The 26,352-nt window shown below is 68.8% G+C and carries 22 protein-coding genes; 7 read left to right on the forward strand and 15 right to left on the reverse strand.

Annotated features, from left to right (window positions below; all coding sequences use genetic code 11):
- Position 1 precedes the first annotated feature (1 nt).
- The 5 genes from AC1VNM_RS12205 to AC1VNM_RS12225 form a co-directional block, all read right to left on the reverse strand.
- Positions 2–1,591 carry a TIGR03016 family PEP-CTERM system-associated outer membrane protein gene (locus AC1VNM_RS12205; protein ID WP_483107087.1) on the reverse strand — a complete coding sequence of 530 codons (1,590 nt, stop codon included), beginning with the start codon at positions 1,589–1,591 and terminating at the stop codon, positions 2–4.
- Positions 1,592–1,595: 4 nt separating this feature from the next.
- Positions 1,596–2,609: an XrtA-associated tyrosine autokinase gene (locus AC1VNM_RS12210; RefSeq protein WP_483107088.1), complete on the reverse strand. Its 1,014-nt coding sequence runs from the start codon at positions 2,607–2,609 to the stop codon at positions 1,596–1,598.
- Between the two features lie 13 nt (positions 2,610–2,622).
- Positions 2,623–4,215, reverse strand: a complete 1,593-nt coding sequence (locus tag AC1VNM_RS12215; RefSeq protein WP_377153392.1) for an XrtA system polysaccharide chain length determinant — start codon at positions 4,213–4,215, stop codon at positions 2,623–2,625.
- A 151-nt stretch (positions 4,216–4,366) separates the two neighbouring features.
- A complete protein-coding gene (locus AC1VNM_RS12220) occupies positions 4,367–5,005 on the reverse strand; it encodes an XrtA/PEP-CTERM system exopolysaccharide export protein (RefSeq protein ID WP_377153390.1) in 639 nt (212 codons plus the stop codon).
- Between the two features lie 231 nt (positions 5,006–5,236).
- A complete protein-coding gene (locus AC1VNM_RS12225; RefSeq protein ID WP_483107089.1) occupies positions 5,237–6,175 on the reverse strand; it encodes a ThiF family adenylyltransferase in 939 nt (312 codons plus the stop codon).
- Positions 6,176–6,478: 303 nt separating this feature from the next.
- Here AC1VNM_RS12225 and AC1VNM_RS12230 point away from each other — a divergent pair, with 303 nt between their 5' ends.
- Positions 6,479–7,435, forward strand: coding sequence for a PEP-CTERM sorting domain-containing protein (locus tag AC1VNM_RS12230; RefSeq protein ID WP_377153386.1), 957 nt, complete (start codon positions 6,479–6,481; stop codon positions 7,433–7,435).
- Positions 7,436–7,502: 67 nt separating this feature from the next.
- Here AC1VNM_RS12230 and AC1VNM_RS12235 read toward each other — a convergent pair whose 3' ends face one another.
- The 4 genes from AC1VNM_RS12235 to AC1VNM_RS12250 all read right to left on the reverse strand — a co-directional run bounded on the left by AC1VNM_RS12235 (position 7,503) and on the right by AC1VNM_RS12250 (position 14,531).
- Complete coding sequence (locus AC1VNM_RS12235) at positions 7,503–8,921, reverse strand: TolC family protein (protein WP_483107090.1); 1,419 nt, start codon at positions 8,919–8,921, stop codon at positions 7,503–7,505.
- 104 nt (positions 8,922–9,025) lie between these two features.
- Entirely contained in the window at positions 9,026–10,234 is a 1,209-nt protein-coding gene (locus tag AC1VNM_RS12240) for an HlyD family type I secretion periplasmic adaptor subunit (RefSeq protein ID WP_377153381.1), read from the reverse strand.
- A 36-nt stretch (positions 10,235–10,270) separates the two neighbouring features.
- Positions 10,271–12,658, reverse strand: a complete 2,388-nt coding sequence (locus AC1VNM_RS12245) for a type I secretion system permease/ATPase (RefSeq protein ID WP_377153379.1) — start codon at positions 12,656–12,658, stop codon at positions 10,271–10,273.
- Positions 12,659–12,677: 19 nt separating this feature from the next.
- Positions 12,678–14,531 carry an O-linked N-acetylglucosamine transferase, SPINDLY family protein gene (locus tag AC1VNM_RS12250; RefSeq protein ID WP_483107091.1) on the reverse strand — a complete coding sequence of 618 codons (1,854 nt, stop codon included), beginning with the start codon at positions 14,529–14,531 and terminating at the stop codon, positions 12,678–12,680.
- Between the two features lie 439 nt (positions 14,532–14,970).
- Between AC1VNM_RS12250 and AC1VNM_RS12255 the strand changes: the two genes are divergently transcribed.
- Entirely contained in the window at positions 14,971–15,492 is a 522-nt protein-coding gene (locus AC1VNM_RS12255; protein WP_483107092.1) for a hypothetical protein, read from the forward strand.
- Here AC1VNM_RS12255 and AC1VNM_RS12260 read toward each other — a convergent pair whose 3' ends face one another.
- Positions 15,493–15,999 carry a DUF1993 domain-containing protein gene (locus tag AC1VNM_RS12260; RefSeq protein ID WP_483107093.1) on the reverse strand — a complete coding sequence of 169 codons (507 nt, stop codon included), beginning with the start codon at positions 15,997–15,999 and terminating at the stop codon, positions 15,493–15,495. It abuts the gene before it with no gap.
- A gap of 135 nt (positions 16,000–16,134) precedes the next feature.
- Between AC1VNM_RS12260 and AC1VNM_RS12265 the strand changes: the two genes are divergently transcribed.
- The 4 genes from AC1VNM_RS12265 (at position 16,135) to AC1VNM_RS12280 (ending at position 20,024) form a co-directional block, all read left to right on the forward strand.
- Positions 16,135–17,142, forward strand: coding sequence for a D-2-hydroxyacid dehydrogenase family protein (locus tag AC1VNM_RS12265; protein WP_483107094.1), 1,008 nt, complete (start codon positions 16,135–16,137; stop codon positions 17,140–17,142).
- Positions 17,139–17,795 (forward strand): chromate transporter, encoded by a 657-nt coding sequence (locus AC1VNM_RS12270; protein ID WP_483107095.1) that lies wholly within the window; start codon positions 17,139–17,141, stop codon positions 17,793–17,795. Before AC1VNM_RS12265 ends, AC1VNM_RS12270 begins: the two co-directional genes overlap by 4 nt.
- Positions 17,792–18,403 carry a chromate transporter gene (locus tag AC1VNM_RS12275; protein WP_377153266.1) on the forward strand — a complete coding sequence of 204 codons (612 nt, stop codon included), beginning with the start codon at positions 17,792–17,794 and terminating at the stop codon, positions 18,401–18,403. Before AC1VNM_RS12270 ends, AC1VNM_RS12275 begins: the two co-directional genes overlap by 4 nt.
- A 217-nt stretch (positions 18,404–18,620) precedes the next feature.
- Positions 18,621–20,024, forward strand: a complete 1,404-nt coding sequence (locus AC1VNM_RS12280) for a TAXI family TRAP transporter solute-binding subunit (protein ID WP_483107096.1) — start codon at positions 18,621–18,623, stop codon at positions 20,022–20,024.
- 44 nt (positions 20,025–20,068) lie between these two features.
- Here AC1VNM_RS12280 and upp read toward each other — a convergent pair whose 3' ends face one another.
- The 3 genes from upp to AC1VNM_RS12295 form a co-directional block, all read right to left on the reverse strand.
- Complete coding sequence (gene upp / locus AC1VNM_RS12285; protein ID WP_088403716.1) at positions 20,069–20,701, reverse strand: uracil phosphoribosyltransferase; 633 nt, start codon at positions 20,699–20,701, stop codon at positions 20,069–20,071.
- A gap of 76 nt (positions 20,702–20,777) precedes the next feature.
- Positions 20,778–21,542 (reverse strand): 23S rRNA (guanosine(2251)-2'-O)-methyltransferase RlmB, encoded by a 765-nt coding sequence (gene rlmB, locus AC1VNM_RS12290; protein WP_483107097.1) that lies wholly within the window; start codon positions 21,540–21,542, stop codon positions 20,778–20,780.
- A 22-nt stretch (positions 21,543–21,564) separates the two neighbouring features.
- Complete coding sequence (locus tag AC1VNM_RS12295; RefSeq protein WP_483107098.1) at positions 21,565–22,362, reverse strand: acetyltransferase domain-containing protein; 798 nt, start codon at positions 22,360–22,362, stop codon at positions 21,565–21,567.
- Positions 22,363–22,658: 296 nt separating this feature from the next.
- Between AC1VNM_RS12295 and AC1VNM_RS12300 the strand changes: the two genes are divergently transcribed.
- Positions 22,659–24,302 carry a hypothetical protein gene (locus AC1VNM_RS12300; protein WP_483107099.1) on the forward strand — a complete coding sequence of 548 codons (1,644 nt, stop codon included), beginning with the start codon at positions 22,659–22,661 and terminating at the stop codon, positions 24,300–24,302.
- Positions 24,303–24,335: 33 nt separating this feature from the next.
- Here AC1VNM_RS12300 and AC1VNM_RS12305 read toward each other — a convergent pair whose 3' ends face one another.
- Positions 24,336–25,472 (reverse strand): hypothetical protein, encoded by a 1,137-nt coding sequence (locus AC1VNM_RS12305; protein WP_483107100.1) that lies wholly within the window; start codon positions 25,470–25,472, stop codon positions 24,336–24,338.
- Positions 25,462–26,343 (reverse strand): flagellar hook-associated protein FlgL, encoded by an 882-nt coding sequence (gene flgL, locus AC1VNM_RS12310; protein WP_431104489.1) that lies wholly within the window; start codon positions 26,341–26,343, stop codon positions 25,462–25,464. Before flgL ends, AC1VNM_RS12305 begins: the two co-directional genes overlap by 11 nt.
- Positions 26,344–26,352: the final 9 nt, after the last annotated feature.

Consider the following 26,352-nt stretch of genomic DNA (forward strand, 5'->3'; position numbering starts at 1 on the left):
CTTAAAAGCGCTGGGTCAGCGATGCGTAGATCGCGTGTTCCTGATAGCTGGTGGCGAACAGGCTGGTGTCGTCGAACCTGGTCTGGCGCAGACCGAAGGCCGCGTCGGTGCGCGGGCCCAGCCGGTAGGTGGCGTTGGCGGTCAGCGTGCGCATGTCGTTGCCGCCCACGCCGCCGTCGCCGCGCGAGTTCTGCCGCGAGTAGCTGACGTTGGCGTTGGCCAGCGGAGTGAGCCGATAGCCCACCGACACCGTCGCGCCGCGCTGGCGCACGCGGTCTGTCAGCGACAGGTCGCCGCTGCCCACGCCCAGCGGCGAGTTGATGAGGCGGCGGCTGTTGTTGTCATTGCCGCTGAGCGTGACCGTCATGCGCGGTCCGGTCCAGATCAGCGACAGGTCGCTGCGACGCTGCAGCGACGCGGTGTTGCTCAGGAAGCCGGCGCCGCTGAACGAATTCGGGTCCAGGCCCAGCGCGGCCAGCAGCCCGCGGACGAAGGCGTCGCGCTTGACCGGATCGGGCTCCAGGCTGCCGAACTGCAGATCCAGCAGCTGGTAGTTGGTCGCCTGGGTCGGCGTCTCGCCGGTGCTGACGCTCTGGCTGCTGTTGGCCCGCACCGAGAACTGCGCCATGCGGTGCTCGAAGCTCAGGTTGTGGCTGTTGCCGTAGCTGTGGTGCTGCCAGTCGGCGGCGAACTTGGTCCGCGGGCCCGGCGACCAGCGCAGGTTGGCGCCGTAGACGGAGGTCGTCTCGGGTCCGAAGTAGTCGCTGCGCTCGCGACCGCCGGTGAGGCCGACGCCCCAGTCGACGTCGGGCACCCAGTTCAGCGACGCGATCACGCTGGTGGTGCGGTAGTCGATGCCGGTCTGCTCGAAGTGCATGCGCGACGTCGACGTGTTCAGACCCCAGTTGAGTTCGCGGCCGGCGGGACCGAACAGGTTCAGCGACAACGCGCCTTCCTTGCTGTTGCCGCTGCCGCCGGCGGCACCGGTGCCGCCCTCGCTGGAATCGCGCATCTGGCCCATCGCCCTCAGCTCGAAGCCCGCGAAGCTGCCCAGCCGGCCGCGCCAGTACGGCGAGACCTGCAGCGTGCGCGTCTCCGTGCGATTGGGGTTGTCCAGCGTGCCGTCCGGCGACTGCTGTCCGAAGGCCGAGACCGTCTGCTGGCTGATGTTGCCGGTGACGTCGACGAACAGCGCCGACTGCACCAGTTCCGCCGTGACGCGGGTGCTCAGCTGGTTCTGCAGCCGCGCGTCGCGGTCGCTCTTCGTGTAGACGATGCCGTCGAGCGTGTAGTCGAAGCTGCCGCGGATCGCGCCGGTGGTGCTGGAGATGGTCAGACCGGGCGACACCGTCGTGATGAACGCGCGATCGCGCGAGTTGTCGGGCGACAGCGCCAGGTTGTCGGTCCAGGTCTCGGAGACGCTGACACGCGGCGTGAACGCGATGCCCTTGCGCGTGCCCGCGGCGCTGGTGCCGTCATCCTGGGCGGCGGCCGGCGTCTGCGCCAGGACCGCGGCCAGACCCATCGCCGCCAGACAGGCGACACGGACCGGGGACAGCGGCCGGCAGCGGAGGTCGTTGGCCCGCGTCATCGTGTCAGGCCCGATCCGGGCCGGCGGCCGTGCTGGGCGCGGCGTCCGGCGCATGGCCCTGCCCATCCGCGCTGCCGTACCCATAACCGTAGCCGTAGCCATAGCCGTACCCATAGCCGTAGCCGCTGCTGCGCTTGTTGCTGGCCTGGTTGAGCAGCAGCATCTTCAGCGGGCAGTGCTCGATCGCAGCGACCGCCTGCTGCACGGCGCTCTGCGGCGTGCGCTCGGCCTGCACGACGATGACGATCTGGCCCATGTGCGTGGCCAGCACCCGGGACTCGGTGGTCAGCAGCAGCGGCGGGCTGTCGAAGATGATGATCCGGTCCGGATAGCGCTTGGCCATGTCGTCCAGCAGCGCGGTCATCGCATCGCTGGCCAGCAGTTCCGTGGCGCGCGCATGCGGGCGGCCGCTGGGCAGCAGCGTCAGCTTGTCGACGTTGGTCTTGAGCAGGACGCTGGCCATGTCGGCCTCCTTCTCCAGCACGTCGAGCAGGCCGGGGCCGGGCGGCAGGCCCAGCATGCGCAGCATCGACGGGCGGGCGACGTCGGCGTCGACCAGCATCACGGTGGAGTCGAACTCGGCCGCGATCGACATGGCCAGGTTCAGCGAGGTGAAGCTCTTGCCCTCGCCGGGCAGCGCGCTGGTCACCATGATCAGGTTGGCGTGATTGAGCGACGAGGCGCCCTTGTTCATCGCGTTGCGGATCAGCGGGCGCTTGATGTTGCGGTACTGGTCCGCCATCACGGTGCGCGGCGCGTTCGGCGTCAGGAAGCCCTGGGCGGCGAGCGCCTCGAGGTCCAGGTCGACGCGCTTGGAGGTCGCGTCGCCAGGGGCGCGGATCACCGCCGGCGCGGCAGCCGGCAGCACTGCCGGTGCGACCGCGGGCGCCACGTGAGGCGCAGGCGGCGAGGTCGCGGGCACGGTCGCAGGTGCGGCCGCCGTGGCCAGGCCGACGTCGACGCCGGCCTGCTTCAGTTGTTCCAGCCGCGCGGCGGCTTGTTCGATCAGGCTCGTCATGCGAAAGCTCCCCTCACCCGGCCTGGCGGCTGATCCAGATGGCCATGCCGATCAGGCCGACCGCGTACAGGCTGACCAGACTGCCCGACGCGACACCGAAACGCAGCAGGTCCACCTTCTGGCGACGCCGGTCCTCGCGCGTCTCCTGGCGCGACACGGCGCCCAGGATCGGCAGCTCCAGGCGGTGGCGCAGCTCGTTGAGGTCGTGGAAGACCGGACGGATCTGGCTGGCGGCGAAGGCCGTGACCAGGCCGGCCAGTGCCGCCACCACCAGACCGGCGGCCAGCAGCATCAGGCGGTTCGGCGACACCGGCTTGGGCGACGCGCGCGGCGGGTCGATGATGCGGAAATCGGCGACGCCCGAGGTGTTGTCCAGGTCGGTCGACAGCGAGGCCGACTCGCGGCGCTCGACCATCTCCTGGTAGTTCTTCTTGATGATGTCGTAGTCGCGGTTCAGCTGCGAGAACTCCGCCTCCAGTTGGGGCGCCAGCTTGATCGAGCCTTGCGCGGAGGCGTAGCGCGAGCCGTACTCGTCGACGCGGGCGCGGATCTGCGCGACCTCGACTTCCTTGGCCGCCAGGATGCGGGCCAGCTCCTGGTTGGCCAGGCTGTCGTTGGGGCCGCCGGTCGGCACCGGATTGGCCAGCGCGGCCTTCTGCAGGTCGGCGACTTCCTTGCGGCGCTGCTCTTCCAGATCGCGGATCTGGCGCTTGACGTTGACGATGTCCGGGTGCGCGTCGGTGTAGCGCTGCTGCAGCTGGTCCAGGTTGCGCTTGAGCTCGACGATGCGGTTGTCCAGCTCGGGCGTCGCGAACTTCTGCGCGCTCTCCTGCATCAGGCTCTGCAGGCTGGTGCCGGGCTGGCTGCGCTTGCGCTCGGCCTCGATCTGCTGGCGCGCGGCGTCGCGGGCGTTGACGGCCTCGCGCAGTTGCAGGCGGGCGGCCTCGAGCTGGTTGCTGGCCTCGGCCAGGCGCGCGGCGGCATCCTTGCCGTCGGCCTGCGTCAGCTGCAGGTTGCGCAGGCGGAATTCCTTGCGGCGCGCCTCGGCCTCCTCCAGCTTGGTCTCGTAGGTCTTGATCTGCTCGTTCAGGAAGGTCGCGGCGGTCGTGCTGTCCTTGCGGTTGGCCCCCAGGCTGGACTCCATGAAGATCGACAGCAGCGAGGCCACGACCTTCTTCGACGTCTCCGGCGACGAATCGCGGTAGGACAGCAGGTACAGGTTGTTGGCCGAGTTGCCGGCGGTCTGGATCGACAGGTTGCGGGTGACGCGGTCGATGAGCGCTTCCTGGTCGGACTTGCTGGTGGCCTTCAGGTCCAGATCGGCCATGCGCACCAGCTTCTCGACGTTGGGCCGGCTGATCAGCGTGCGGCTGAGCATGTTGACCTGCTGCTCGGTGTTGGACAGCACGGCCATGCCGGACATCAGCGGCTTGAGGATCGACTGCGTATCGACGTAGACGCGCGCGCTGGCCTCGTAGCGGTCGGGCACCACGAACACGACGACGGCCGCGGCGATGGCGGCCAGCCACGACGCGATCAGGCCCGGCCAGCGGTAGCGCCACATCCGCTTGAACACGGCCATCAGTTGCGCGATGAGGGAATCCATGCGGCGATCTCGGTTGCACCGGCGGGAGCGCCGGCGGGGCCCGGTTCGGGGCGGGCCGATACTGCGGGAAATGCGGGAAACGATCCGGGGCACGCCCCCTGGCCGACCCCGGCGACCCGGAGGGCCGCGCGCGCGGCCGTCCGGGCGACGGTCAGAAGAAGCTCTGCGGAATGATCAGGATGTCGCCGGGACGCATCTCGACGTTGGCGGACACGTCGCCGCGACGGATCAGGTCCTTGAGGCGCACGGAGTACTGCTTGTTGCCCTCGGCGGTCCGCAGGATGGAGGCGGAGTTGCCGGCGGCGAAGTCGGTCAGGCCGCCGACGGCGATCATCACGTCCAGCAGCGTCATCTTCTGCTTGTAGGGCAGGAACATCGGCTTGGCGGCTTCGCCGACGACGCGGATCTGCTCGCTGTACGGGCCGACGAAGCTGGTCACGATCACGGTCACCACCGGATCGCGCACGTACTTGCCGAGCTGCTTCTCGATGTCGCGGGCGACCTCGACCGAGTTCTTGCCCTGCACCTGCAGCTCATCGATCAGCGGGGCGGCGATCTTGCCGTCGGGGCGGACCGGCACCGTCAGCGACAGCTCCGGGTTGCGCCACACGATGATGTTGAGCTGGTCGCCGGCACCGACGACGTAGCTGTAGTCCGCCTGCGAGGCGGCGACCGGCGCGGGCGGCAGGTTGCCGGTGGTCGAGCAGCCGGCGAGCGCCGCGGCGGCGGCCAGCAACGCGGCGTGTGCCGCCTTGACGGAAGCGATCTTCAATCCAGTGTTCTTCACCATGTCCACCCCTCTGGAAGCTGACCGGATTGCACCTCAGCGCGCACGGGTGTGGAACCCCCTGGACTGAGGGCGATCCCTCCCTGACGTGAGCGATTTCCGTGCTAGCGGATCCGCCCCGGGGAACCGTCCGGATACACCCCCGAAACAACTCGGCGTGAAGCCGCTTCGAAATCCTCGCGGAAAACCTCATGACAGCGTCATGGAAAACCCGCGAGCGGGAAGCGTCAGTCGCTATTTCCCGCGCAGCACCGGCTTGATCAGCGCAATCAGCAGGCGCTGCAGCGGATGGGCATTTCCCCAGGGCCGCCAGGTGTGCTTGAGCCGGCCGCGATAGGCGTCGAAATGCATGCCCCACGGCGCGGCGCGCAAAGCGCCGCGATTCAGCAGCAGCTTCAGCACGCTGGTGCCCATCAGCCCCGCGCACAACTCGCAGGCCATGCCGGTGGAGGGCCCGCGCTTCTCCTTGAAATTCACCGCCTCGGGCGCGACCAGATACTGGCGGCTGAGCATCGCCGGCGATACCCCGGCGATGAAGCGCGCATATTGATCCTCGTGGTCGCGGCCTTCGACCTGGAAATAGTCCTCGAAACTCATCCCGGTCGGGCTGAAGTACAGGAACGCGGTGCCCATGCCCAGAGGCGCGGCGGTCATCGCGGGAATGCCCAGCTCGCGACAGCGGCGGAAAACCTTGCGGCGCACCTCGAGGACGAAGAAGTCCAGGCTGTCGACATACACGTCGACCCCTTTCAGGAACTCGTCGAGGTTGGCGTCGGTGACGCCCTCGCGGAAAAGACGGAGGTCGCTTTCCGGATTGATGTCGCGGGCCATTTCCGCGACCACGTCGATCTTGGGGCGGCCCATCGACGACATGAATGCCGCCGCCTGGCGATTCATGTTGTGGACGTCGAATTCATCGAAGTCGGCGATATTGAAATTGGCGATCCCCAGGCGCGACAGCGCCAGCACATGCGCACCGCCGACGCCGCCCAATCCAGCCACCGCCACGCGCGCCCGGCGCAAACGCTGCTGTTCGTCCTTCGTGACCCAGCCGATATTGCGCGAGAACGCGCGGTCGTAATCGAAGACGAAACCGGAAGGAGTGTCTCGCGTCATGGGGTCTCCCTTTATTCGAATCGCGCCGCCGCCGGACCACGCGAAATCGGTTCGCACAGCGCAGGCGAGGAGTATGCGCTCGCGCCATGACGGCAAAACGCTGAAAAGCGCCCGCGCCGGCCCTCGGGCAACGGACGGCCGGCGGCTCCCTCCCCCCTCGACACCCCCCGATATGCGGGCCAGACCGCTGTCGAAAAACTTGACAGGACCCGTCGAAGATTCCCGCATCAGAATGTTAAGTCGTTGATTTAAAACGATGAAAGTTCGCTGGCACGGTTGTCGCTTTGATGTCCGCCAAGAAGCCGGCACGTGCCGCTTCCTAACGTGCTTCTGGCAAGACGCATCCTCAAGGAGAGACACATGTTCAAGCAAGCAAAGCTCGCACTGGCAGCGATGACGCTGGCAGCCGCGACGTTGCCGGCGATGGCAGCACCGCTGTACATCAACACCGGGCAGGACTTCAATCCCGAGCCCAACGGCTCGACCAAGACCACGGTGTTCGACCAGCTGGGTTACAGCGGCACCCTGGCGACCTCGATCTATCTGGGCTCGCCGGCCACCCCCGGCACCACGGTGATCGACACCAACATCCCGTCGGTGATGAATTCGTACGGCTTCTCGGCCGGCACGCACACCACGCTGTCGGGCGGCTCCGCTTCGTTCAACTACCCGAACGCGCCGGCGCAGACCAACATCGATTCGCTGAACAACCCGGTCAACCCGACCGACCTGAACGGCTTCGTCGGCGGCGTGGGCTTCCCGGCCTACGGCTTCGGCAACGTCGGCGGCCTGGGCGGCGCGTGGGGCCTGACCTACTCGTACCAGATCGTCGGTACGACCGTGGACTCCACCGGCGACGGCGTGTCGGACTACGTGTCCTACACCAGCGGCGTCTTCAGCGTGTTCTATCAGAGCGCTGCGACGGATCCGAACAACGGCAAGGAAGTTCTGCGCCTGATCGTCACGGGTTCGGACATCCAGCTGACCAACCTGAATGTCAAGGGCTATGTCGACTACAGCTACGCTGGCGGCGACACCTTCATCCAGAACTTCTTCAACTCCGGCGAAGGCCTGGGCTCGCTGTACAGCAACTGGCTGAACAACAGCATCTCGGTGAGCTGGGTGCTCGACACCAACGTCGATCCCCCGATCCCGACCCCGGACCAACTGTGGAACTCCGGCGGCGGCCTGATCCGTCAGTCGACCCTGGACGGCTCGCTGGTCATCAACGTGCCGGAACCTGGCACGCTGGCCCTGGTCGGCCTGGCCCTGGCGGGCGTGGGCTTCGCCCAACGCCGTCGCGCCCTGCGCAAGTAATCAGCCTCGGCTGAATGCGAAAGCCGCCCCTCGGGGCGGCTTTTCCGTTTCCGATTCTCTTTCCTGCTCAACGCAGCGGCGTCACCACGCCGCGCCCTTGCGACCAGATGATCGCCACGACCTGCTGCGCGTCGTAGAGCGCGTTCACGTGCGCGATGCGGTTCGAGTAGTAGTCGCCCTCCGCCGCCATCACATCGAACAGCGAGCGCTTGCCGAGCTGCTGCCACTGCTGCAGCGTGAAGCCGCGGACGCGCTCGCTGCTGCGCAGGATGTCGACCAGCCGACGCGAACGGTCGAGCGACGAGGACGCGGCCTCGTACATCTCCTGCACGCGATAGCGCTTGGCCTCGATCGTCTCGTCACGCTGCAGCGAGGCCGCCTGCGCGCGTCGCCGCGCCGAGGTCAGCGCCGAGTCGGCGCCCGGCTGCACGATCGGGATGTTGACCGTGACGCCGCCGATCCAGTCGGTCTGCCGCGCCTGGCCGATCGTCGAATTCCCGCTGACCAGCAGGCTCACGCTGGGCTGCTGCCCGGCGCGCACCGATTCCGCGTAGCTGCGCTGCGCCTGAGCCTGCGCCGCGGCCGCCGACACGTCGGGCGACACCATCACGTCGGCCAGCATCTCGTTGAGATCGGGCAGGCGTGCCAGCACGGAACTCATGGCCGCGCCGCGCGGCAGATCGTCGCCGACGAAGCGCTTCAGCCTCACCTCGGTCTGACGCAGCGCCGAGGTCGTCTGCTCATACGACAGGTCGGCCTGCTGCAGACTCTTCTGCGCCTGCACGAGTTCGCTGGCGCGGCCTCGGTCGGCCTTGGTGATGATCTCCAGGGCCTCGACCAGGCAGGACATCTTGCGCACGTACTGGCTGTAGACCTGCGCCTGCAATTGATAGCGCCCGCGGTCCAGCGCCAGCGACACGGTCTGGAGGGCGACCTGCTCCTCGGCGCTCGACTGGCCGTAGCGCGCGGCCTCGAGCAGCTGCGAGCGCCACTCGGTGAGCTTGGTGATGCGGCCGGAGTCGTAGATCGGCGCGGTCACGCTCAACGAGCCGCGCCCCTGGAGGCCGCTGGAGTTGTCGATCGAGCCGTTGCCCGGCACGACGGTGCCGGTGTGACCGGCCGTGATGCCCATCGTCACCGTCGGCAGTCGCTGCGACTTGGCTTCCTCGAAGTCGGCCTCGGCCGCCAGCGTGAGCAGCCGGGTCGCGCCCAGCGCCTTGCTGCGGTTGAGCGAGCGGTTGACGAGGTCCTGCAACTGGGCGCGCGGATCGGAGTCGCCGACATCCAGCAGCGCCGTGTCCTTGGCGGACAGCTGCGCGGGCGGCAGCGTGCGCTCGTCCGAGCAGCGGCTGGGCGGCGGATCCTGCGCCCAGGCGGACGCGCTGAACGCGCAGAGCGCCGTCAGGACGACGGTCGCGCCGGCGCTCAGTCGGAAGGAGGAGATCGAGGCGCGCCGCAGGCTGCGGCGACGGGTGGTGTCGGTCATGGTCACGCGTACTGCAAGCAATTTCCCATGCCTCTACTGGACCATTCCAGCGGGAAATCGAAGCGCCGATAAGCGGCGCGCAACCGGACTGTTTCAGCCCTGACTCAGCGCTCTCGCAGCGCTTCCTTGGACTTCAGCATCGGCCGCAGCAGATAGCTCAGGACCGAGCGCTCGCCGGTGCGGATGTCCACCATCGCCGTCATGCCGGGGATGACGGGCAGCGGCTCGCCCTTGGCGCGCAGCGTGTTGCGCTCGGCCGTGATGAGCACGCGGTAGTAGGTGCCTTCGTTGTTCTTCTCGGTCTCGCCGAGCGCGTCGGGGCTGACGTACTCGATCTTGCCGTGCAGGCCGCCGTTGACGTTGAAGTCGTAGCCGTTGAGCTTGACGATGGCCGTCTGCCCGACCTGGATGTAGCCGATGTCCTTGGGCTTGATGCGCGCCTCGATCAGGATGCGCGGGCCGATCGGGACGATCTCCATGATCGGCGTGCCGGACGTGACGACGCCGCCCACCGTGTTCATCTTGATGTTCTTGACCAGGCCCTTGACCGGCGACTTCAGCACCGAGCGCGTGACCGCGTCACGGCGCACGACGAGCTGTTCGTCCAGCTGCGCGAGGTCGGTCTGCGCCTTCGACAGTTCGGAACTCGAGTCCTGGCGGAAGCGGCTGATGCGCTCGTTGCGCTGCTGCTGCAGCTCGTTGACCTGGCGGGTGACGCGCATCACCTCGACGTTGGACATCAGGCCCTTGGACGCCATGTCCTGCGCCATCTTCTGCTCGGTGGCGAGCAGCCCGATGCTGCGGTTGATGCTGGCGGTCGCCTCCTCGAGGACGCGGCGGCGGGTGTCGAAGACCTCGGTCTCGCTGTCGACCAGGCGCTGCACGCCCTTGACCTCGTCGGGGAACTTCAGCGGCACGCCCAGCGCCTCGGCGCGCAGGCGGGAGACCTGCGCCATCAGACCCAGACGCTTGGCCTGGCTCTCGTTCTCGGCGGCCTCGGCGCGGGTCGGATCAAGTTCGGCCAAGGCCTCGCCAGCCTCGACTTCCTCGCCTTCATGGACCAGCAGCTTGCCCAGCGTGCCGGACTCCAGGCTGGCGATCACCTGCTCCTTGCCGTCGGGCACGATGCGCGCGTCGCTGCGGGTGACCTCGTCGACCGTCGCGATCGACGACCAGGCCAGCCCCACCAGCAGCACCGCCGCCATCAGGTAGAGCGCCCAGACGGCGCGCGGCAGCGGCTCGTCGATCAGCGCCGACTGGACGCTGCCGACGAACAGGCCTTCTTCGCGGCTGAGGGTGCGGGACTGCGACATGGGGCGGACTTCTTCAGATCGGGCGTCGGACGGCCATCACACCGACGCGGCGCGGTTCACCGCCTGCGCGGCCGGATGGACGTGAACGGGCGCGGCCTGCGGCTGCTGGCCCGGTTGCGGTTGCTGCTGCTGCGGCTGGCCGGGCGGGCGGGCGCCGGAGAGCGCCGCCAGGACCTGGTCGCGCGGACCGTCCATGACGAGGCGACCGGTATCGACGACGACGATCCGCGACACGAGTTCCAGCACCGCCGGACGGTGCGTGACCATGATCAGCGTGCAGTCGCCGGCGGCGTCGCGCAGCTGACGGAGGAAGGCGATCTCGGACTGCGCGTCCATCGAACTGGTCGGCTCGTCCATCAGCAGGATCTGCGGTTTGGTGACGAGACTGCGCGCGAGCGCCACCAGCTGGCGCTGGCCGCCGGACAGCAGCGAGCCCATCTCGCCCACCGGCAGGTCCCAGCCCATCGGGTGACCGGCGACGACACGGTCCAGGCCGGTGAGCTTGGCGACCTCGACGAGCCGCTGCGCATCGACGTGGCGGCCCATCAGGACGTTGTCGCGCAACGTGCCGTGGAACAGCCGCGGCTCCTGCGACACGAAACCGACCTTGCTGCGGAATTCCGCTGGGTCGACCTGGCGCAGGTCGATGCCGTCGATCTCGACGTGGCCCTCGGTCGGCTGGTACAGACCGGCCAGCATGCGCAGCACCGTCGACTTGCCGCTGCCGATGCGGCCCAGGATCGCGAGTCGCTCGCCGGGTTGCACGCGCATGGTGACGTTGCGCAGTACCTTGGGCGACTGCGCGTCGCCTTGCGCCGGGTACGAGAAGCCGATGTCGTTCAGGCCGATGCGGCCGGTGATCTGGTTCAGCGGGACGTAGTTGCGGGTGGAGTCGCGCTCCACCGGCGCGCTCATCACCGAGTTCAGCGACAGCATCGCCGCGCGGGCGCCCTGGTACCGGGTCGCCAGGCTCACGAGGCTGTTCAGCGGCACCGTGGCGCGGCCGGCGAACATGACCGCGCCGATCAGCGCACCGGCGCTGATGACGCTCTCGTTGATCAGGTAGACGCCCCAGACCAGCATCACGAGGTTGATCGCCTGCTGCATGGTCATCGAGATGTTCATGCTCCAGCTCGCCATCGTGCGGGCCTTGAGCGCGGACTCGGCGACGATGGCGGTGCTGTGCTCGTAACGGCGCAGGAAGCGGCCTTCGGCACCGGTGGTCTTGAGGTCCTCGAGGCCTTCCAGCGCCTCGACCAGCGTGCCGTGCAGGTCGGCCGCCTCGGTCATGTTGGTGCGCATCGCGCGGCGCAGGTAGCCCTGGATGCCGAAGCTCATCAGCAGCATCAGCGGGATCGCCGCCATCAGCACCCAGCCCAGCGGGCCGCCGATGATGAAGGTCATCGCGACGAAGAGCACCACGAACGGCAGGTCCGTCAGCACCGACATCGTGGCCGAGGTGAAGAAGTCGCGGACGACTTCCACCTGCGCCAAGTAATGCGCGTAGGAGCCGGCCGATGCGGGGCGGTGCTCCATCCGCACGCCCAGGGTCTGGCGGAACAGCTTGGCGCCGACGATCAGGTCGGTCTTGCGGCCGGCGAGGTCGATCAGGTGAGCCCGCAGCTGGCGCGCGAAGAGGTCGAAGACCAGCGCCAGGCCGGCGCCGACGGCCAGCGTCCACAGCGTGACGAAAGCCTGGTGCGGGATGACCTTGTCGTAGATGACCGAGGTCACCAGGCCCGACACCATCATCAGCACGTTGCTCAGCAGCGCGGCGAGCATCGCCGACCGGTAGTACGGGATGAAGCGTTTCAGCGTGCCGAACAGCCAGTGCGAATCGGCCTGCAGCAGCGGGGTGTCGTCTTTCGCGCCGGCGATCGGCTTGGCCTGCGAGACCTCCTGGGGAGCGATCGCGAGGATGAAGCCGCTGTACTCCTGGTCCAGCTCGGAGGCCGGGGCGACGCAGCTGGCGGCCTCGGGGCCGGGGAACACGACCTCGTAGCGGACCGCGCCCGAACCGTCGTCGTCCAGGCGACGCACCAGCACGCAGGCGTCGCCGCCGTTGAGCAGCAGCACCGCGGGCAGCAGCAGCTGGTTGATTTCCTCGATGCCCTTGCGGAGCAGGCCGGCGTTGTAGCCGGCTTCGCGCATCAGGCGGATGGCCTGATCGGGGCTGAGCGCGCCTTCGACGGGCGCGCCGGCACGCAGCGATTCGACCGACCGGGCACGGCCATGATGCTGCGTCAGCCAGGACAGGCACTGCAGCAGCGGATCGACGGCCGGCTGCTGCGCCAGGTCCGCGAGCGGGTCGTGCGGCGCGTCCGGGATGCCGGGCGCACGCTGACCATCTTCCGCGGCCAGGCGCAGGCCGGGGCCGCGGGCGCGCTGGTCACCGTCGAAGAAGGGGTCGTGCGGCCGGTTCATTGATCAAATCTTTTCAGTTTCAGCCTCGATGCGCGAGGGCCAATTGCTCGAATTCGCGCTCGATGTCACGAACGATCGCCGGCATGTCGAAAAGTGCGCTGTTGCGCCCTTCGTCCCGCAGGTAGCGCTTGTAGGACTTCGCACGGCCAGGATTGAGGCCGATCTGGATGGCGCGCTGGACGTATTCCTCGACCGAGAAGGTGATCAGGTCCGGCAGGCCCACCGCCGTCAGCAGGCTGCCGCACATGCGGGAGATGTAGCTGCGGCCGGAGCGGGTCAGGATCGGGGTGCCCATCCACAGGCAGTCGCTGGCGGTCGTGCCGGCGTTGTACGGGAAGGTGTCCAGCACCAGGTCCGGCAGCTGGAAGCGCGCCAGGTAGTCGGGCGGCGCCACGCGCGGGGCGAAGATCAGCCGCGATGGATCGACGCCTGCGGACTCGGCCTCGCGCCGCAGGTTGGCCTTGGCCCACTCGTTGTCCGCCAGCAGCCACAGCACCGAGTTCGGCACGCCCTGCAGGATGCGCATCCAGGCGCCGAACACCTCGGCGTTCATCTTGTGGTTGTTGTTGAACGAGCAGAAGACGAAGGCGTCCTCGGGCAGCTCGTACTGGGCGCGCGTGGGGGTCGCCCCGATCTCGCGCTTGCGGTCGCTGACCTGGTAGCAATGTGGCAGGTAAATGGGCTTTTCGCTGCAGTACGGCAGGTATTCGGCCGGCATCGTGAAGCGATCCGCCAGGATCCAGTCCACGCCGGGCAGCAGCGAGGTCGCAGGCAGGCCCAGGTAGCTGACCTGCACCGGCGCCGGCCGATGGGCCAGGATGTTGGGGCGCGCGCCGCTGGTCAGGCCCTGCAGGTCGACCAGCACGTCGATCCCCGCCTGCGCGATCAGCTTGGCGGCGGTGGCATCGTCCATCGCATTCAGGCGCCAGACCTTGTCCATGGACATCAGGATCCGCTTGCGCAGCGCGGTGCCGTCGTCTCGGCTCCAGTCGAAGGCATGGATCTCGAACTTCTCGCGGTCGTGCAGTTCGTACAGCTCGGCGGTCAGCAGGCCGACGGCGTGCATGCAGAGGTCGCCGGACAGGTAGCCGATCTTGAGCTTCCCCTGCTGGCGCGCGGCCACGGAAACAGGATGGCGCCAGAGCGCCTCCTTCTGCTTCGTCACCTTCTCGTGGACGAAGCGCTGCGCGGCGCCCATCTGCAGGGCGGGATCGTCGGTGGCGCTCAGCGTCGCCAGCAATGAGGTCGCAATGAGCAGCTTGTTGTGCGTAACTTCGCCGAACGCCTCGTAAACCGGCCACTTGCACTGCTTCTGGCGGATGTGCACGTAATGCTGCATCACGTCCGTCTGCTCGGGGTTGAGCGAGAGGCTGCGCACCATCAACGCTTCCGATTCGTCGTAGCGACGCTGCACTTCGAGCAGCCGGGCCGCGTTGTTCAGGGCGTGCGTGCGCAGGCCGGTCTGGTCGGCACCGAGGGCCTCCATCGGGCCGGCGCCTTCGTACACCTCGCGCCAGGCGCCGAGGGCTTCGTCGACACGCCCGAGGTGCTCCAGCTGATGACCGAGATTCAGACGGGCCTGGGCGAAGGTCGGGCTGATCGCCAGCGCCTGGCGATAGACCTGTTCGGCGCGTTCGTGCTGCTGGATGTTGCCCAGCACGGTGCCCCAGTTGTACAGCGCCACCAGACGCGCGGCGGGCGGCTGGCCCTCCTGCGCGAGCCACGTCTCATAGAGATGGGCGGCGGCATCGCCAAGATTCTGGCCCTGGAAGAAATTGCCGCGGTCCATCAGCTCCGGCAGCGGGAGCGAGCCCTCGCGGGCACGGGTCAGCAACTGCTCCCATTCCTGGGCCAGCGGGGCGGGAACGCTCAAGTTCGGCATGCTGGGGTGGGCGATGTCCATGTGATCGGGCTTTCGAGGCACGGTGGAGCGATCCGGCGGGCACGGCCGGACGTGCCGGCTCGGGCCCATGGGCCGCCTGTACGGGATTGTGTCCGTGCGTTCCCGGAAGCATCCCGGCAAATGGACGGTGCCGACCACCCATTTCCCCGCCCGGGATCTCCGCCCTGGGCGCGCCGCGGACACCGGCGACCCGCCCATTCAGCCCTTTATCGGCCGCCGGAGTGAGAACTTGAGCACGATTTGAGGCCCCCGTCACCGCCTTATTCGAGCTTCTTGTTACATGGCCGACTTCCACAATCGTCTCGCGATCCGGGCACTCAGAAGTCCGGACGCCGCGCGATAGAGCAAGCCCGCAAAGGGACGTCGAGGGACGCGCGTCCGATCAACCAGGACAAGAAGAACGCAGCCTATGAAAGCGATGCCGAGCCTGTCCCGTTGGGATGAGATCGTCGAAGCGGCGGAAGCGGTGGATTCCGTGGCGCCGGACGATTTCGAGACGCGGGCGGTGGAGACCCAGACCTGGACGGAACCGGCGGTCCGCCCCGGCGGTGCCGGCGGCGCGGCGATGAACGATGCGCCGACGCGGCGGCGCAACGGCGATTCCATCTTCCAGAGCCTGATGCGGCTGTGGCCCGGCGAAGGTCGCCGGCCCCAGGCCAGCGCCCGGGCGATGGCCCGGCTGCGCACAGCCTTCCGCGCCAGCGTCACCGACCTGGCCGACGATGCCGATGTCGACACGCAGGAGCGCGTGCGCGCCCTGCTCCGGCACATCGTCCATGCCCGGCATCCGCAGGACCTGTGGCACCTGCGGACGGCGATCTACACGGAAGTGGCCCGGAGCGTCGACCAGGCGGAAGCCGAGGCGCGCCTGATCGCGCTCAATCGGCAGCTCGAGCAGGGGAAGAGCCTGCTGCGACGCCTGCTCGGCTGATTACTTCGGCTGACCCAGGAAATCCATCTTGCCCAGCGGCACGCCGGCGTGGCGCAGCAGCGCGTACAGCGTGGTGGCGTGGAAGAAGAAGTTGGGCAGGTTGAAGAAGCGGGTGAAGTCCTGCCCCTGGAACTGCAGCGGCTCCTTGTCGCGGCGCGGCACGCTGACCGCACGGGTCTCGGAGCCGTTGATCTGCTCGGCGTTGACCGACTTGATGAAGTCGCGCGTCTTCTGGATGCGCTGGATCAGCTCTTCCAGCGTGGCTTCGCTGTCGGGCCAGCTCGGCACCTCGATGCCGGCCAGTCGCGCGACGCCGCTTTTCGCCGCATCGCTGGCGATCTGGACCTGGCGCGGCAGCGGGAGCATGTCGGGCGCCAGGCGCAGCGTCAGGTAGACCGATTCGTCGAAGCCCTTGGCCAGGGCGTGATCGCGCGCGGTGCGGATCCAGGTCTGCATGTTGCTCAGCATGCGGTCGAACACCGGGACGGTGGCGGCGTACATGTCCATGGGAGTCTCCTTGTCTGGGATGGGGGGATGCGATGCGGGCGCGATGCTAGTGCCTGTTCCGATCTGTTGCACGACGCTCGCCCAATGGCCTTGGGGCGACCGTTTCAGGCGAGTAGGATCGGAGCCCGCACGCCTATGAACATCATCATCCTCGACGACTACCAGGACGCCGTGCGCAAGCTGCCTTGCGCCGCCAAGCTGGACGCGCTGAACGCCAAGGTCTTCACCAACACCGTCAAGGGCATCGGGCAGCTGTCGGTCCGGCTGCGCGACGCCGAAGTGCTGGTGACGATCCGCGAACGCACCCACTTCCCTCGCCAACTGCTGGAGAAGCTGCCCAAGCTGAAGCTGATCTCGCAGACCGGCCGCGTCGGCAAACACATCGACGTCGACGCCTGCACGCGGCTGGGCATCGCGGTGGCGGAAGGCGGCGGTTCACCGATCGCCCCCGCGGAGCTGACCTGGGCGCTGATCATGGCCGCGATGCGGCGGCTGCCGCAGTACATCTCCACGCTCAAGCACGGCGTGTGGCAGCAGTCGGGCCTGAAGTCCGGCTCGATGCCGCCGAACTTCGGCCTGGGCATGGTGCTGCGCGGCAAGACACTGGGCATCTGGGGCTACGGCAAGATCGGCCAGCTGATCGCCGGCTACGGCAAGGCCTTCGGCATGCAGGTGCTGGTCTGGGGCAGCGAGGCCTCGCGGCTGCGCGCGCAGGCCGACGGTCACCAGGCCGCGGACAGCCGCGAAGCCTTCTTCGAACAGGCGGACGTACTGACGCTGCACCTGCGGCTGTCGGACGAAACCACCGGCATCGTGAGCGCCGAAGACCTGGCGCGGATGAAACCGACCTCGCTGTTCGTGAACACCTCGCGCGCGGAACTGGTCGCCGACGGCGCGCTGGTCTCCGGGCTGAACCGCGGACGACCCGGCATGGCCGCGGTCGACGTGTTCGAGTCCGAACCGATCCTGCAAGGCCACCCTCTGCTCAGGCTCGAGAACGCCGTGTGCACGCCGCACATCGGCTACGTCGAGCAGGACAGCTACCAGATGTACTTCGACGCGGCGTTCGACAACGTCCTGAACTACATGGCGGGCAAGCCGACCAACATCGTCAATCCGGATGTGCTGAAGGGGCACCGGTGAGCGCGGAGCCCTCCTCCGCACCGCCCCCGTCCCCTGAAGGCGCCGAGCCAGGCGCCGCCCCCTTCACGTCCGACCCCGCGCTCGCGCAACCCGAATCCCTCTCCCAGCTGTTCTGGGCCTTCACCTGGCTGGCGCTGCAGGGCTTCGGCGGCGTGCTGGCCGTGGCGCAGCGGGAACTGGTCGAGCGCCTGAACTGGATGACGCGCGAGGAGTTCGTCGAGACGCTCGCCGTCGCACAGGTGCTGCCGGGGCCGAACATCGTGAACATCTCGCTGATGATCGGCGACCGCTTCTTCGGCCTGCGCGGTGCGATGGTCGCGCTGGCGGGAATGATGCTCTTCCCGGCCGTGATCGTGCTGATCCTGGCGGCCCTGTCCACGACCTGGCTGGCCTCGCCGCGCATGACCGGCGCGCTGCGCGGCATGGGGGCGGTGTCGGCCGGACTGATCCTGGCCACGGGCTTCAAGCTGCTGCCCTCGCTGAGGAAGAACCCGATCGGTCTGATGCCCGGACTGGCGCTCGCCGCGCTGGTCTTCGGCGCGACGGTCTGGCTCAAGCTGCCCTTGTTCTGGATCGTGCTGAGCGTAGGCGGACTGGGCATGTCGCTGGCGCTGATCGCGCTCAAGCGCAGCCGCGCGGGAGTGCGCACGTGAGCGTCGGCGCGCAGGTCAGTCCCCATGTCGTCGCGCACGTCGGCTGGACGCAGATGCTCGTCGGCACGCTGAGCTGGCCCGAACTCGGCGCGCTGATGCTGCACTTCCTGATGCTGTCGCTGCTGTCGATCGGCGGTGCGATCACGACGGCGCCGGACATGCATCGCTACCTGGTGGATGAGCGGCACTGGCTGACGGACCAGAGCTTCACGAGTTCGATCGCCCTGGCACAGGCGGCGCCGGGTCCGAACATCCTGTTCGTCGCGGTGCTCGGCTTCAACGTGTCAGGACTGCTGGGTGCAGCGGCGGCGATGGCCGGCATCCTGCTGCCGTCGACGACGCTGGTGGTCGCGGCCACGCGCTGGGCACGCAACAACCGCGAGCACCTGGGCGTGCGCGCCTTCACCGTCGGCATGGCGCCGCTGACATTGGGCCTGATGATCGCGACGGGCTGGCTGCTGGCCGCGCCCTACCTCGTGGAGCCCGACCACCGATGGGCCACGCTGGCCATGATCGTCGCGACCGTGGTCCTCACGATGCGGACCAAGATCGGCATCGTGTGGTTGGTCCTTGCGGGTGGCGTGCTGGGAGCACTCGGGGTGGTCTAGCGGCTGCAGTTCTGCCGCGGGCGCGGACGTAACAGTCCGGCCAGCACGCCTCGAATACGATGGACCGATCCTCCCCATCGGCAAAGACCCCGCCCATGCGACGCCTCGGCATCACGATCACGCTCACCCTTGCGGCCACCACTCATGCGGGTGCCCAGGACTGCGAGCGACTCTGCAACGCGCAGGCCCGGCCCCTGCCCGCTCAGGACGGCAAGCCATGACCCCGATCCAGCAATGGCATGCCACCCGCAGCCTGCGCCTGCTGGTGCAGACGGTGCGCGACATGCTGGTCTCGATGGGGCCGTTGCTGCTGCTCGGCGGCGGCCTGCTGGTCGCGGCCTACTGGTGGCTGGATCCCCAGCCGCCGCGCCAGGTGCGCCTGGCCACCGGCCCGGCCGGCAGTGCCTACGCCGGCTTCGGCGAGGGCTATGCGAAGGCGCTGGCGCGCGAGCGCATCCAGGTGGCGCTGATCGCCAGCGAAGGCGCGCAGGACGATCTGGCCCATCTACGCGCGGGCACGGCCGATGTGGGCTTCGTCCGCGGCGGCATGGCCGATCCGGTGGCCGATACCGAGGCCGGCATCGTCTCGCTGGGCAGCCTGTTCTACGAGCCGATCTGGATCTTCTATCGCCGCGATCTCGGCATCGCGCGCCGCCAGCCCGGCGGCGAACTGCAGCACCTGGCCCAACTGCGCGGCCTGCGGGTCAATGTGGACCAGGACGGCAGCGGTGTCCCGCAGATCGTCGAGAAGCTGCTGGCGCTGAACCAGCTGAAGCCGACCGATCTGCAGCTGTCCAATCTGGCGCCCGACGACGCCGGCGCGGCGCTGCGCCAGGGCCGGCTGGACGCCGCGGTGCTGATCTCGGCGCCGCAGTCCGGCCTGATCCGCGCGCTGCTGCGCGACCCGGCCATTGCGCTGATGGCCTTCGAGCAGAACGAGGCCTATTCGCGCCACCTGCCCTTCCTGTCCACCGTCACGCTACCGCGCGGCGTGGTGGACCTGGCGGCCGATCTGCCGCCGCACGACGTGCCGCTGCTGGCCACCACCACCGCATTGCTGGCGCGCGAGCAGACGCACCCTGCGCTGCGCCAGCTGTTCGCGCAGGCGGCCCTGGGCCAGCACAGCGAGGCCGGCTGGTTCAACGGCGCGCGAGACTTCCCCAACACCCGCACCAGCGAGCTGCCGGTCAGCGCCGAGGGTGACCGCGCGATCAACGGCACGCCGCCGGCCTGGGCGCGCTACCTGCCCTTCTGGGCCGGCAATCTGCTGGAACGCATGTGGCTGGTGGTCGGCGGCCTGCTGGTGCTGATGCTGCCGCTGTCGCGCGTGGTGCCGCCGCTCTACACCTTCCGCGTGCGCTCGCGCGTCTTCCGCTGGTATGCGCGGCTGCGCGAGGTGGAAGCCAAGCTGGAAACCGGCACCGGAGAGCGCGAGGCTTTGCTCGACGAGCTGGACGAGCTGGACCGCGTCACACACCGCATTGCGGTGCCGCTGTCCTATGCCGAAGAGCTCTACGCGCTGCGCAACAACATCTATGCGGTGCGCAAGCGCCTGTTGGCGCAGTGGTCCCGGCCGACAGACGGACCGACCGAGGGACCGACCGAGGCACCGATCGACTGATCAACGACCGGTCGTATCGATCATCCCTTCACCGCGCAAGAACCTCAGACGTCCTTCGTCCCGAAGATCTTGTCCCCGGCGTCGCCGAGGCCCGGGATGATGTAGCCGTTCTCGTTGAGGTGCGAATCGATCGCCGCGGTCCAGCAGCGGATGTCCGGATGCGCCTTGTTCAGCGCCGCCACGCCTTCCGGCGCCGCGACCAGCACCAGCGCGCGGATGTCCTTGCAGCCGCGCTGCTTGAGCAGGTCGACCGTCGCGATCATCGAGCCGGCCGTCGCCAGCATCGGATCCACGATCAGCGCGGTGCGCTCGTCCAGCTTGCCGACGAACTTCTCGAAGTAGTTCACCGGCTGCAGCGTCTCGTGGTCGCGCGCCAGGCCGACCACGCTCACCTTGGCGTTGGGCATCATGTCCAGCACGCCGTCCAGCATGCCCAAGCCCGCGCGCAGGATCGGCACCACCGTCACCTTGCGGCCCGCGATCTGGTCGATCTCGACCTGGCCGCACCAGCCCTCGATCGTCGTCTTCTCGAGCGGGAAGTCCGCCGTCGCCTCGTAGGCCAGCAGCCGCGCGACCTCGCCGGTCAGTTCGCGGAACTTCTTGGTGGACATGTCGCCCTCCCGCATCAGGCCGATCTTGTGCTTGACGAGGGGATGCTTGACTTCGATGACTGGCATGGCGCTACCGGGATGCGGAGTGTGGAACGGCGCCTCGTGGGCGCCGGAATGGACGCGATTATCTCGCGTCGGGTGCTCAGGCCTTCTTCTGACGTTGGCGCAGCGCCTCGTACAGGCACACGCCGGCGGCCACGGAGACGTTCAGGCTTTCCACCGCGCCCTGCATCGGGATGCGCACGAGCTCGTCGCAGGTCTTCGCGGTCAGCTGGCGCATGCCGTCGCCTTCGGCGCCCAGCACCAGCGCCACCGGACCCGTCAGGTCCAGGTCGTACAGCGTCTTCTCCGCCTGGTCCGAGGTGCCGATCACCCAGATGTCGCGTTCCTTGAGCTCATTGAGCGATCGCGCCAGGTTGGTCACCATCAGGTAGGGCACGGTCTCCGCGGCGCCGCTGGCGACCTTGGCCACCGTCGCGTTCAGTCCCACCGCATGGTCCTTGGGCGCGACCACCGCATGGGCGCCGGCACCGTCGGCCACGCGCAGGCAGGCGCCGAGGTTGTGCGGATCGGTGACGCCGTCCAGCACCAGCACCAGCGGCGGTCCCTCGACCTGCTCCAGCACCTCATCCAGCGAATGCGACTGCGCCACCGCCTTCACCCGCGCCACGACGCCCTGGTGGCGGTGCGTGCCGCACAGCGCCTTCAACCGGTCGTCGTCGCTCTCGACGAGCCTCGCGCCCGCCGCCTCGGCCTTCTCGAGGAAGCCCCGCATGCGCTGGTCCTTGCGGGTGGCGTCGAACAGGATCTCCTGCACCGAGGCGGGCGCGGTCTTCAGCCGCACGGTGACGGCGTGGAAGCCGAACAGGATCTGGGTCTTGGAAGGAGAAGAAGGGGAGGAGCTCATGGGCGCGATTGTCGCGCACCCGTCACGGCCTGCCTGACAGCCAGCCCAGGGTCCGCGCCGCCGCCAGCAGGCCGATCATCACCGGCTGATGGAGCATGTAGTACGACAGCGACCACCGCCCCATCACCGACAGCGGACGCACCGCCGGCAGCACCGGACGCTGCATCCAGGTCCGCACCGCCTCGACGCGCATCAGCGCGCAGCCCCACAGCATCGGGCCGAGCCACGGCAGCAGCGGGACGTAGTCCTCGGTCAGCGGCTTGCGCGTGACCAGGCCGAGCCAGTTGGTGGTGCGGGTGTCGAAGAAGGGATGCGCGACGAAGAACGGCAGCGCGATCGCGACCGCGCCCAGCAGCCACAACGCCGCGGTAGGCAGTCTCGAGAAGCCGAAGCGCACCAGGATCAGCATCAGCGCCATGCCGTGCAGCACGCCGAAGCTGATGAAGGAGCGCGGGAACATCCACCACGACCCGATCGACACCAGCAGCGCGCAGGCCATGACCTGGCCCCAGCGGCGCCAGAAGCGGTAGGCCGTCTGGCCCTGCGCCAGCGCCACCGCCTGGCCCATGCCGGCGCACAGCAGGAACAGGCTGACGATGCCGCTGCGCTGCCAGGTCCAGAACGGATCGCGGTAGAAGTCCTCCACCACGATCTTGTAGTAGCTCAGGTCGAAGCAGAAGTGGAAGACGGTCATCCAGACCATGGCCAGGCCCCGCAGCGCATCGAGACGGTCGAAGCGCGGGGTCGTCGGGAAGTCGCGCGCCACGGCGTCCAGGCCGGGGTCAGGCGTTGCGGTCGGAAAGCGGGCCGGCGGATTCATCGGGGAAACAGTCTACATAAGCCGCCGGACCACGCGATGACGCCGGTCCGGCAATCGACCGCCGCCCCCGGGGCCACCCCCCGCATCCGGGTGGTTCCCTCCCCTCGATGGGCCAGTCGGACCCGCTGCTTCCCCCCGTCCGCCGCATTGAGCCGGCGCAACGGGGCATCGACGATCCCCTCTTCGACTCCCGCCCCCTCTTCCCCGCCTCCGGTGCCTCTCCCGCGGCCCGTCTCCTCTCCCCCTTCCTCGTTCCCCTCGTCCCTCCTCCCCGACTCTCTCCTCCCCGACTCCCCATGCGCCCTTCCCCTCCCTCGCTGTTCACCGTGCTCAGCCTGTCCGTCCTGGTCGCCGCCTGCGGCGGCGGCAAGGGCGACAAGAGCCCGGACATCGTCGCGCCCGCCTGCACGGTGCTGCGCGTCACCCCCGAAGCCTCCGTCACGGCCGGGTTCATCGATCCGTCGGTGACCATCGACTACACCGCCGCCACCGCCGGCGCGTGCGACGACTTCAAGCTGGTCGACAAGACCCAGGCGACCGTGCCGACCACCGTCGTCGCGTCCAGCGAATGGGCGAACCCGAACGGGGGCCTCGCCGGCTCGCGCACGATCGAGCCGCGACAGACGCTGCAGCCGGACACGTCCTACGGGCTCCAGCTGAACGGCAAGGCCGTGTCCGTCTTCAGCACCGGCCAGCAACGCCGTGGGGCGCTGGACGGGGACGTCACGGACCTCCCGGTGGAGTTCGGCGGCTTGACGGGCTCGTCGCGGATCGCCCGTTCGCAGATCAACGACCTGGTCAGCGTCCTGGTGGAGGACTACGCGAGGGGCAACCCCGTGACCGCCGCGGTGCTCAAGCCGCTCCTGCGCCACGAACTGCCCCACATCGCCTCGCCGAACGCCGCCTTCGACGCCCAGGTCAAACGCGTCCGTTATCGGAGCGTCGACGCGTCCGGCGCGCCCATCACGCTCAGCGGCCTGCTGGTCTATCCCGTGCCGTCGGCAGGCGGCCCACCGGTCGACTACAACGGCCGGCCCGTGGTGATCGGGCAGCGCGGCGCCGAATCCAACGAGTCCGACGCCCCGTCGTCGGGCAGGAACGCCATGGTCCTGATCGGCCTGGGCGCGGCGGGCAAGGGCCACATCTACTTCACCCCCGACCTGATCGGCAAGGGCGACACGGCGGCCTCGCCGCAGGCCTTCCTGATCGCCGCGGACACGGCCGCGCACACCGTGGACATGCTGAGCGCCGTCAACGAGTACTTCATGCAGGTCCACCGCGCGCAGCCCGGGAAGGACCTGCGCATGATCGGTCCGTCGCAGGGGGCGTTCTCCGCCATGGCCTCGATCCCGCACCTGGCGCGCCAGACGACGATCCGGCTGGTGTCGACCGGCGACGGTCCCTTCGAGATCCGCCGGACGCTGGACTCGTCCCTGCGAGCGGCCGCCGGCGAACCGCGCGACGAGTATTCGGACAAGGCCGATCTGAGCCGCATCCCGGACTACCTGGGCCGCACGCTCGCGGCACTGCGCGACTACCAGCACCTGTCCTACGAACCCAGGACGGTCTTCGGCGCCGATGGTCAGGTGCTGCCGGCCTTCCTCGCCGACTACCGGGCCGGGAAGCTCAGCGGCCTCACGCCGCATCTCCTGTTGAACAGCCTGGCGTCCGGTTCGCTGCGCTACGACCTGCCGCTGGCCGAGTTCAGGATGTTCCACAACAGCAAGGACTCCCTGATCCCGGCGCGCAACACCGAGGACATGATCGCGCGATTGAAGACCGAGGGTCAGCGCGTCGCCAGCGTCGAGCGGGGCGACTGTCGCGAAGACTCGTTGCTCGTGAAGACGCTGCTCGAGTTCAGCCACAGCAAGTCGCTGCCGCACACGATCTGCCTGCCGTTCCAGATCGACGATTTCGTCGGCCGCCTGCCGTCCTCCTGAGCGCCCCCGTCGGGCACAGGGCGTCAGGCCCCGTCAGGGCGACAGCAACTGACGCACGCGCTGCCGGTGCATGCCGCGCAGCGCCGGCAGCAGCGCGCCGACGTCGCTGTACTCGGCGCCGGACAGCGCACCCGCCAACGCGCCGGCAAGCGCGCCGGCCTGCTCCGGCGCCATCGACGGCGCCGGTCGCGCGGCCGACTCGAGCTGCTCATGCAGGCGGGCCCGCGCCTGCGCGACCTTGGGCTGCGCCTGCAGCAACTGTCCCAGCGCCTGGCGCTGGCCGGTCGCTTCCTTCAGGTCCCAGCGCTGCGGCTGCAGCGCGTCCGGCGCCGGCTCCAGCAGCGCGCGCACCGGCTGGCCGCTGGGGAAGCGCTTGCCTTCGCCGCGCAGGGTCAGGCCGTCGCGCAACGCGGGCCACTGCGACTCGGCCACGCTGAACACGATCTCCGTGCCCTGCGCCTGCACCGACAGCCCCGCCGGAGACAACGCCTTGGTCAGCGCCTGCAACTGCTGCTGCGTGCCCTCGCCGTCCAGCGACACGGCAATCACCGTCGCCTTGCCCGGCGCGCCGCCTTCCTGCGGCTGGCCCGGCAGCTGGAGTCTCAGCGTCTCCTTGCCCCCTTGCTGCAGCACGGCCAGATCCAGGCCGCGCAACTTGAAGCGCTGGCGCGCCGCGCCGTCCTCGGGCGCGGCCTGCAATTCGGCATCGACGCGACCGCCGGCTTCGCGGCTGCGCTGCGACCAGAGCTGACGCAACTGGTCGACCTGCCCGCCCAGCGTCGCCGACGGGGGAGTCTGGCGCGCCAGCGTCTCGCTGAGACCGCCCTTGAGCTGCTGCATCGCCGCGGCCAGCCGATCGAGGTAGTCCAGCCCCTGCTGGAGTTTGCCGAGCTGAAGTTGCGCGCCCGGTTCGCGAGCGGGTGAAGCGCCGTCGCCCGCGCGCAGCGGCGCCGCGGCGACCTCGATGACGACGGGCTTCTCTGCCGTCGGCGCGGTCGGCGCAGGCCGCATGCCCGGCGCATCGAGGGGCGCGGGACGTGCCGCGGCGACGCCGGCACCGCTCATCGCCAAGGCGGGCGCGGTCGGCAACGCCGCCATGCGAGCGCCGTCGGCGGACCGCGACGCGCGATCCCCGCCGAACACCGGCGCGGTGAGCGCGTCAGATCGCATCGAACAGGCTCAACTGGCTGACCTTCGCATAGGCCTTCTGCGTCGCCTGCAGCGCCAGCGTGTAGCTGTTGAGGCGCGTGGCGGCCTCGCCGTAGTCGATCTGACCGAGGTCCAGCGCGGTCTGCCGGTTGGCCAGGCTGACCGACGCATGGTTCGTGTCGATGGTGTCCAGGATGTTCTGCCGTCCGCCGAGCTGGCCGATCTTGCCCGCCACGTCGCCCAGCGTCTGGTCGAGCGCGGCGATCATCGCGGTCACGTCGGCGTGCACGCCTTCGGCGGTGACGCCCGGCGTGGCCAGCTGGCCGCCCAACGTGTTGAGCTGGCGCAGGAACGCGCCCATGCCCTCGAGCGATACGTTGCCGCCGATGGCCATGTTGTCCGCCACGGCGACCTGCTGCGTCTGCGAGTTACCCAGGAAGTTGTAGCCCGCGTCCACGGTCGGCTGGTCGCTGGCCGTGCCGGAGAACAGGTAGCGGCCTTCCGCGTTCTTGCTGTTGGCCAGGAAGAGCAGGCTGTCGTGCAGCGTCTTCACCGAGCCCGACATCGCGTTCAGGTCGTCGCCGGTGTTGCCCGCGTCGGCCGCCCAGACCAGCAGGTCGCGCGTCGCCTGCAGGTCCTCGCGGATGCTGTCCAGCGACACCTCGCTGGTCTTGAGCCGGCTCTGCAGCGCGCCGATGTTGTCGCGGTACTGGTCGAGCGAGGCCTCCTCGCGCGACAGCCGCGCCAGGCGCAGCGCCGCGATGCTGTCGTCGGACGGCTTGAGCACGCGCTGGCCCGACGCCATCTGCTGCATCACGTGCGTCAGGCCCTCGTTGGCGGCCTGCAGCGCGCTGTTCATCGTCGTGTGGTACTGGTTGCTGGCGATGCGCATGGCGGCTTC

The organism is Mitsuaria sp. MSU3D (genome assembly GCF_056867975.1).

Bases quoted from the DNA above. Each gene is read 5' to 3' on its own strand.
- AC1VNM_RS12260 (WP_483107093.1), bottom strand. From the start codon at position 15,999: ATGGACATGTACGCCGCCACCGTCCCGGTGTTCGACCGCATGCTGAGC.
- AC1VNM_RS12295 (WP_483107098.1), bottom strand. From the start codon at position 22,362: ATGAATCCGCCGGCCCGCTTTCCGACCGCAACGCCTGACCCCGGCCTG.
- AC1VNM_RS12305 (WP_483107100.1), bottom strand. From the start codon at position 25,472: ATGCGATCTGACGCGCTCACCGCGCCGGTGTTCGGCGGGGATCGCGCG.
- rlmB (WP_483107097.1), bottom strand. From the start codon at position 21,542: ATGAGCTCCTCCCCTTCTTCTCCTTCCAAGACCCAGATCCTGTTCGGC.
- AC1VNM_RS12220 (WP_377153390.1), bottom strand. From the start codon at position 5,005: ATGGTGAAGAACACTGGATTGAAGATCGCTTCCGTCAAGGCGGCACAC.
- AC1VNM_RS12245 (WP_377153379.1), bottom strand. From the start codon at position 12,658: ATGAACCGGCCGCACGACCCCTTCTTCGACGGTGACCAGCGCGCCCGC.
- AC1VNM_RS12230 (WP_377153386.1), top strand. From the start codon at position 6,479: ATGTTCAAGCAAGCAAAGCTCGCACTGGCAGCGATGACGCTGGCAGCC.
- AC1VNM_RS12300 (WP_483107099.1), top strand. From the start codon at position 22,659: ATGCGCCCTTCCCCTCCCTCGCTGTTCACCGTGCTCAGCCTGTCCGTC.
- AC1VNM_RS12255 (WP_483107092.1), top strand. From the start codon at position 14,971: ATGAAAGCGATGCCGAGCCTGTCCCGTTGGGATGAGATCGTCGAAGCG.
- AC1VNM_RS12210 (WP_483107088.1), bottom strand. From the start codon at position 2,609: ATGACGAGCCTGATCGAACAAGCCGCCGCGCGGCTGGAACAACTGAAG.
- upp (WP_088403716.1), bottom strand. From the start codon at position 20,701: ATGCCAGTCATCGAAGTCAAGCATCCCCTCGTCAAGCACAAGATCGGC.
- AC1VNM_RS12280 (WP_483107096.1), top strand. From the start codon at position 18,621: ATGACCCCGATCCAGCAATGGCATGCCACCCGCAGCCTGCGCCTGCTG.
- AC1VNM_RS12235 (WP_483107090.1), bottom strand. From the start codon at position 8,921: ATGACCGACACCACCCGTCGCCGCAGCCTGCGGCGCGCCTCGATCTCC.
- AC1VNM_RS12215 (WP_377153392.1), bottom strand. From the start codon at position 4,215: ATGGATTCCCTCATCGCGCAACTGATGGCCGTGTTCAAGCGGATGTGG.
- flgL (WP_431104489.1), bottom strand. From the start codon at position 26,343: ATGCGCATCGCCAGCAACCAGTACCACACGACGATGAACAGCGCGCTG.
- AC1VNM_RS12240 (WP_377153381.1), bottom strand. From the start codon at position 10,234: ATGTCGCAGTCCCGCACCCTCAGCCGCGAAGAAGGCCTGTTCGTCGGC.
- AC1VNM_RS12265 (WP_483107094.1), top strand. From the start codon at position 16,135: ATGAACATCATCATCCTCGACGACTACCAGGACGCCGTGCGCAAGCTG.
- AC1VNM_RS12205 (WP_483107087.1), bottom strand. From the start codon at position 1,591: ATGACGCGGGCCAACGACCTCCGCTGCCGGCCGCTGTCCCCGGTCCGT.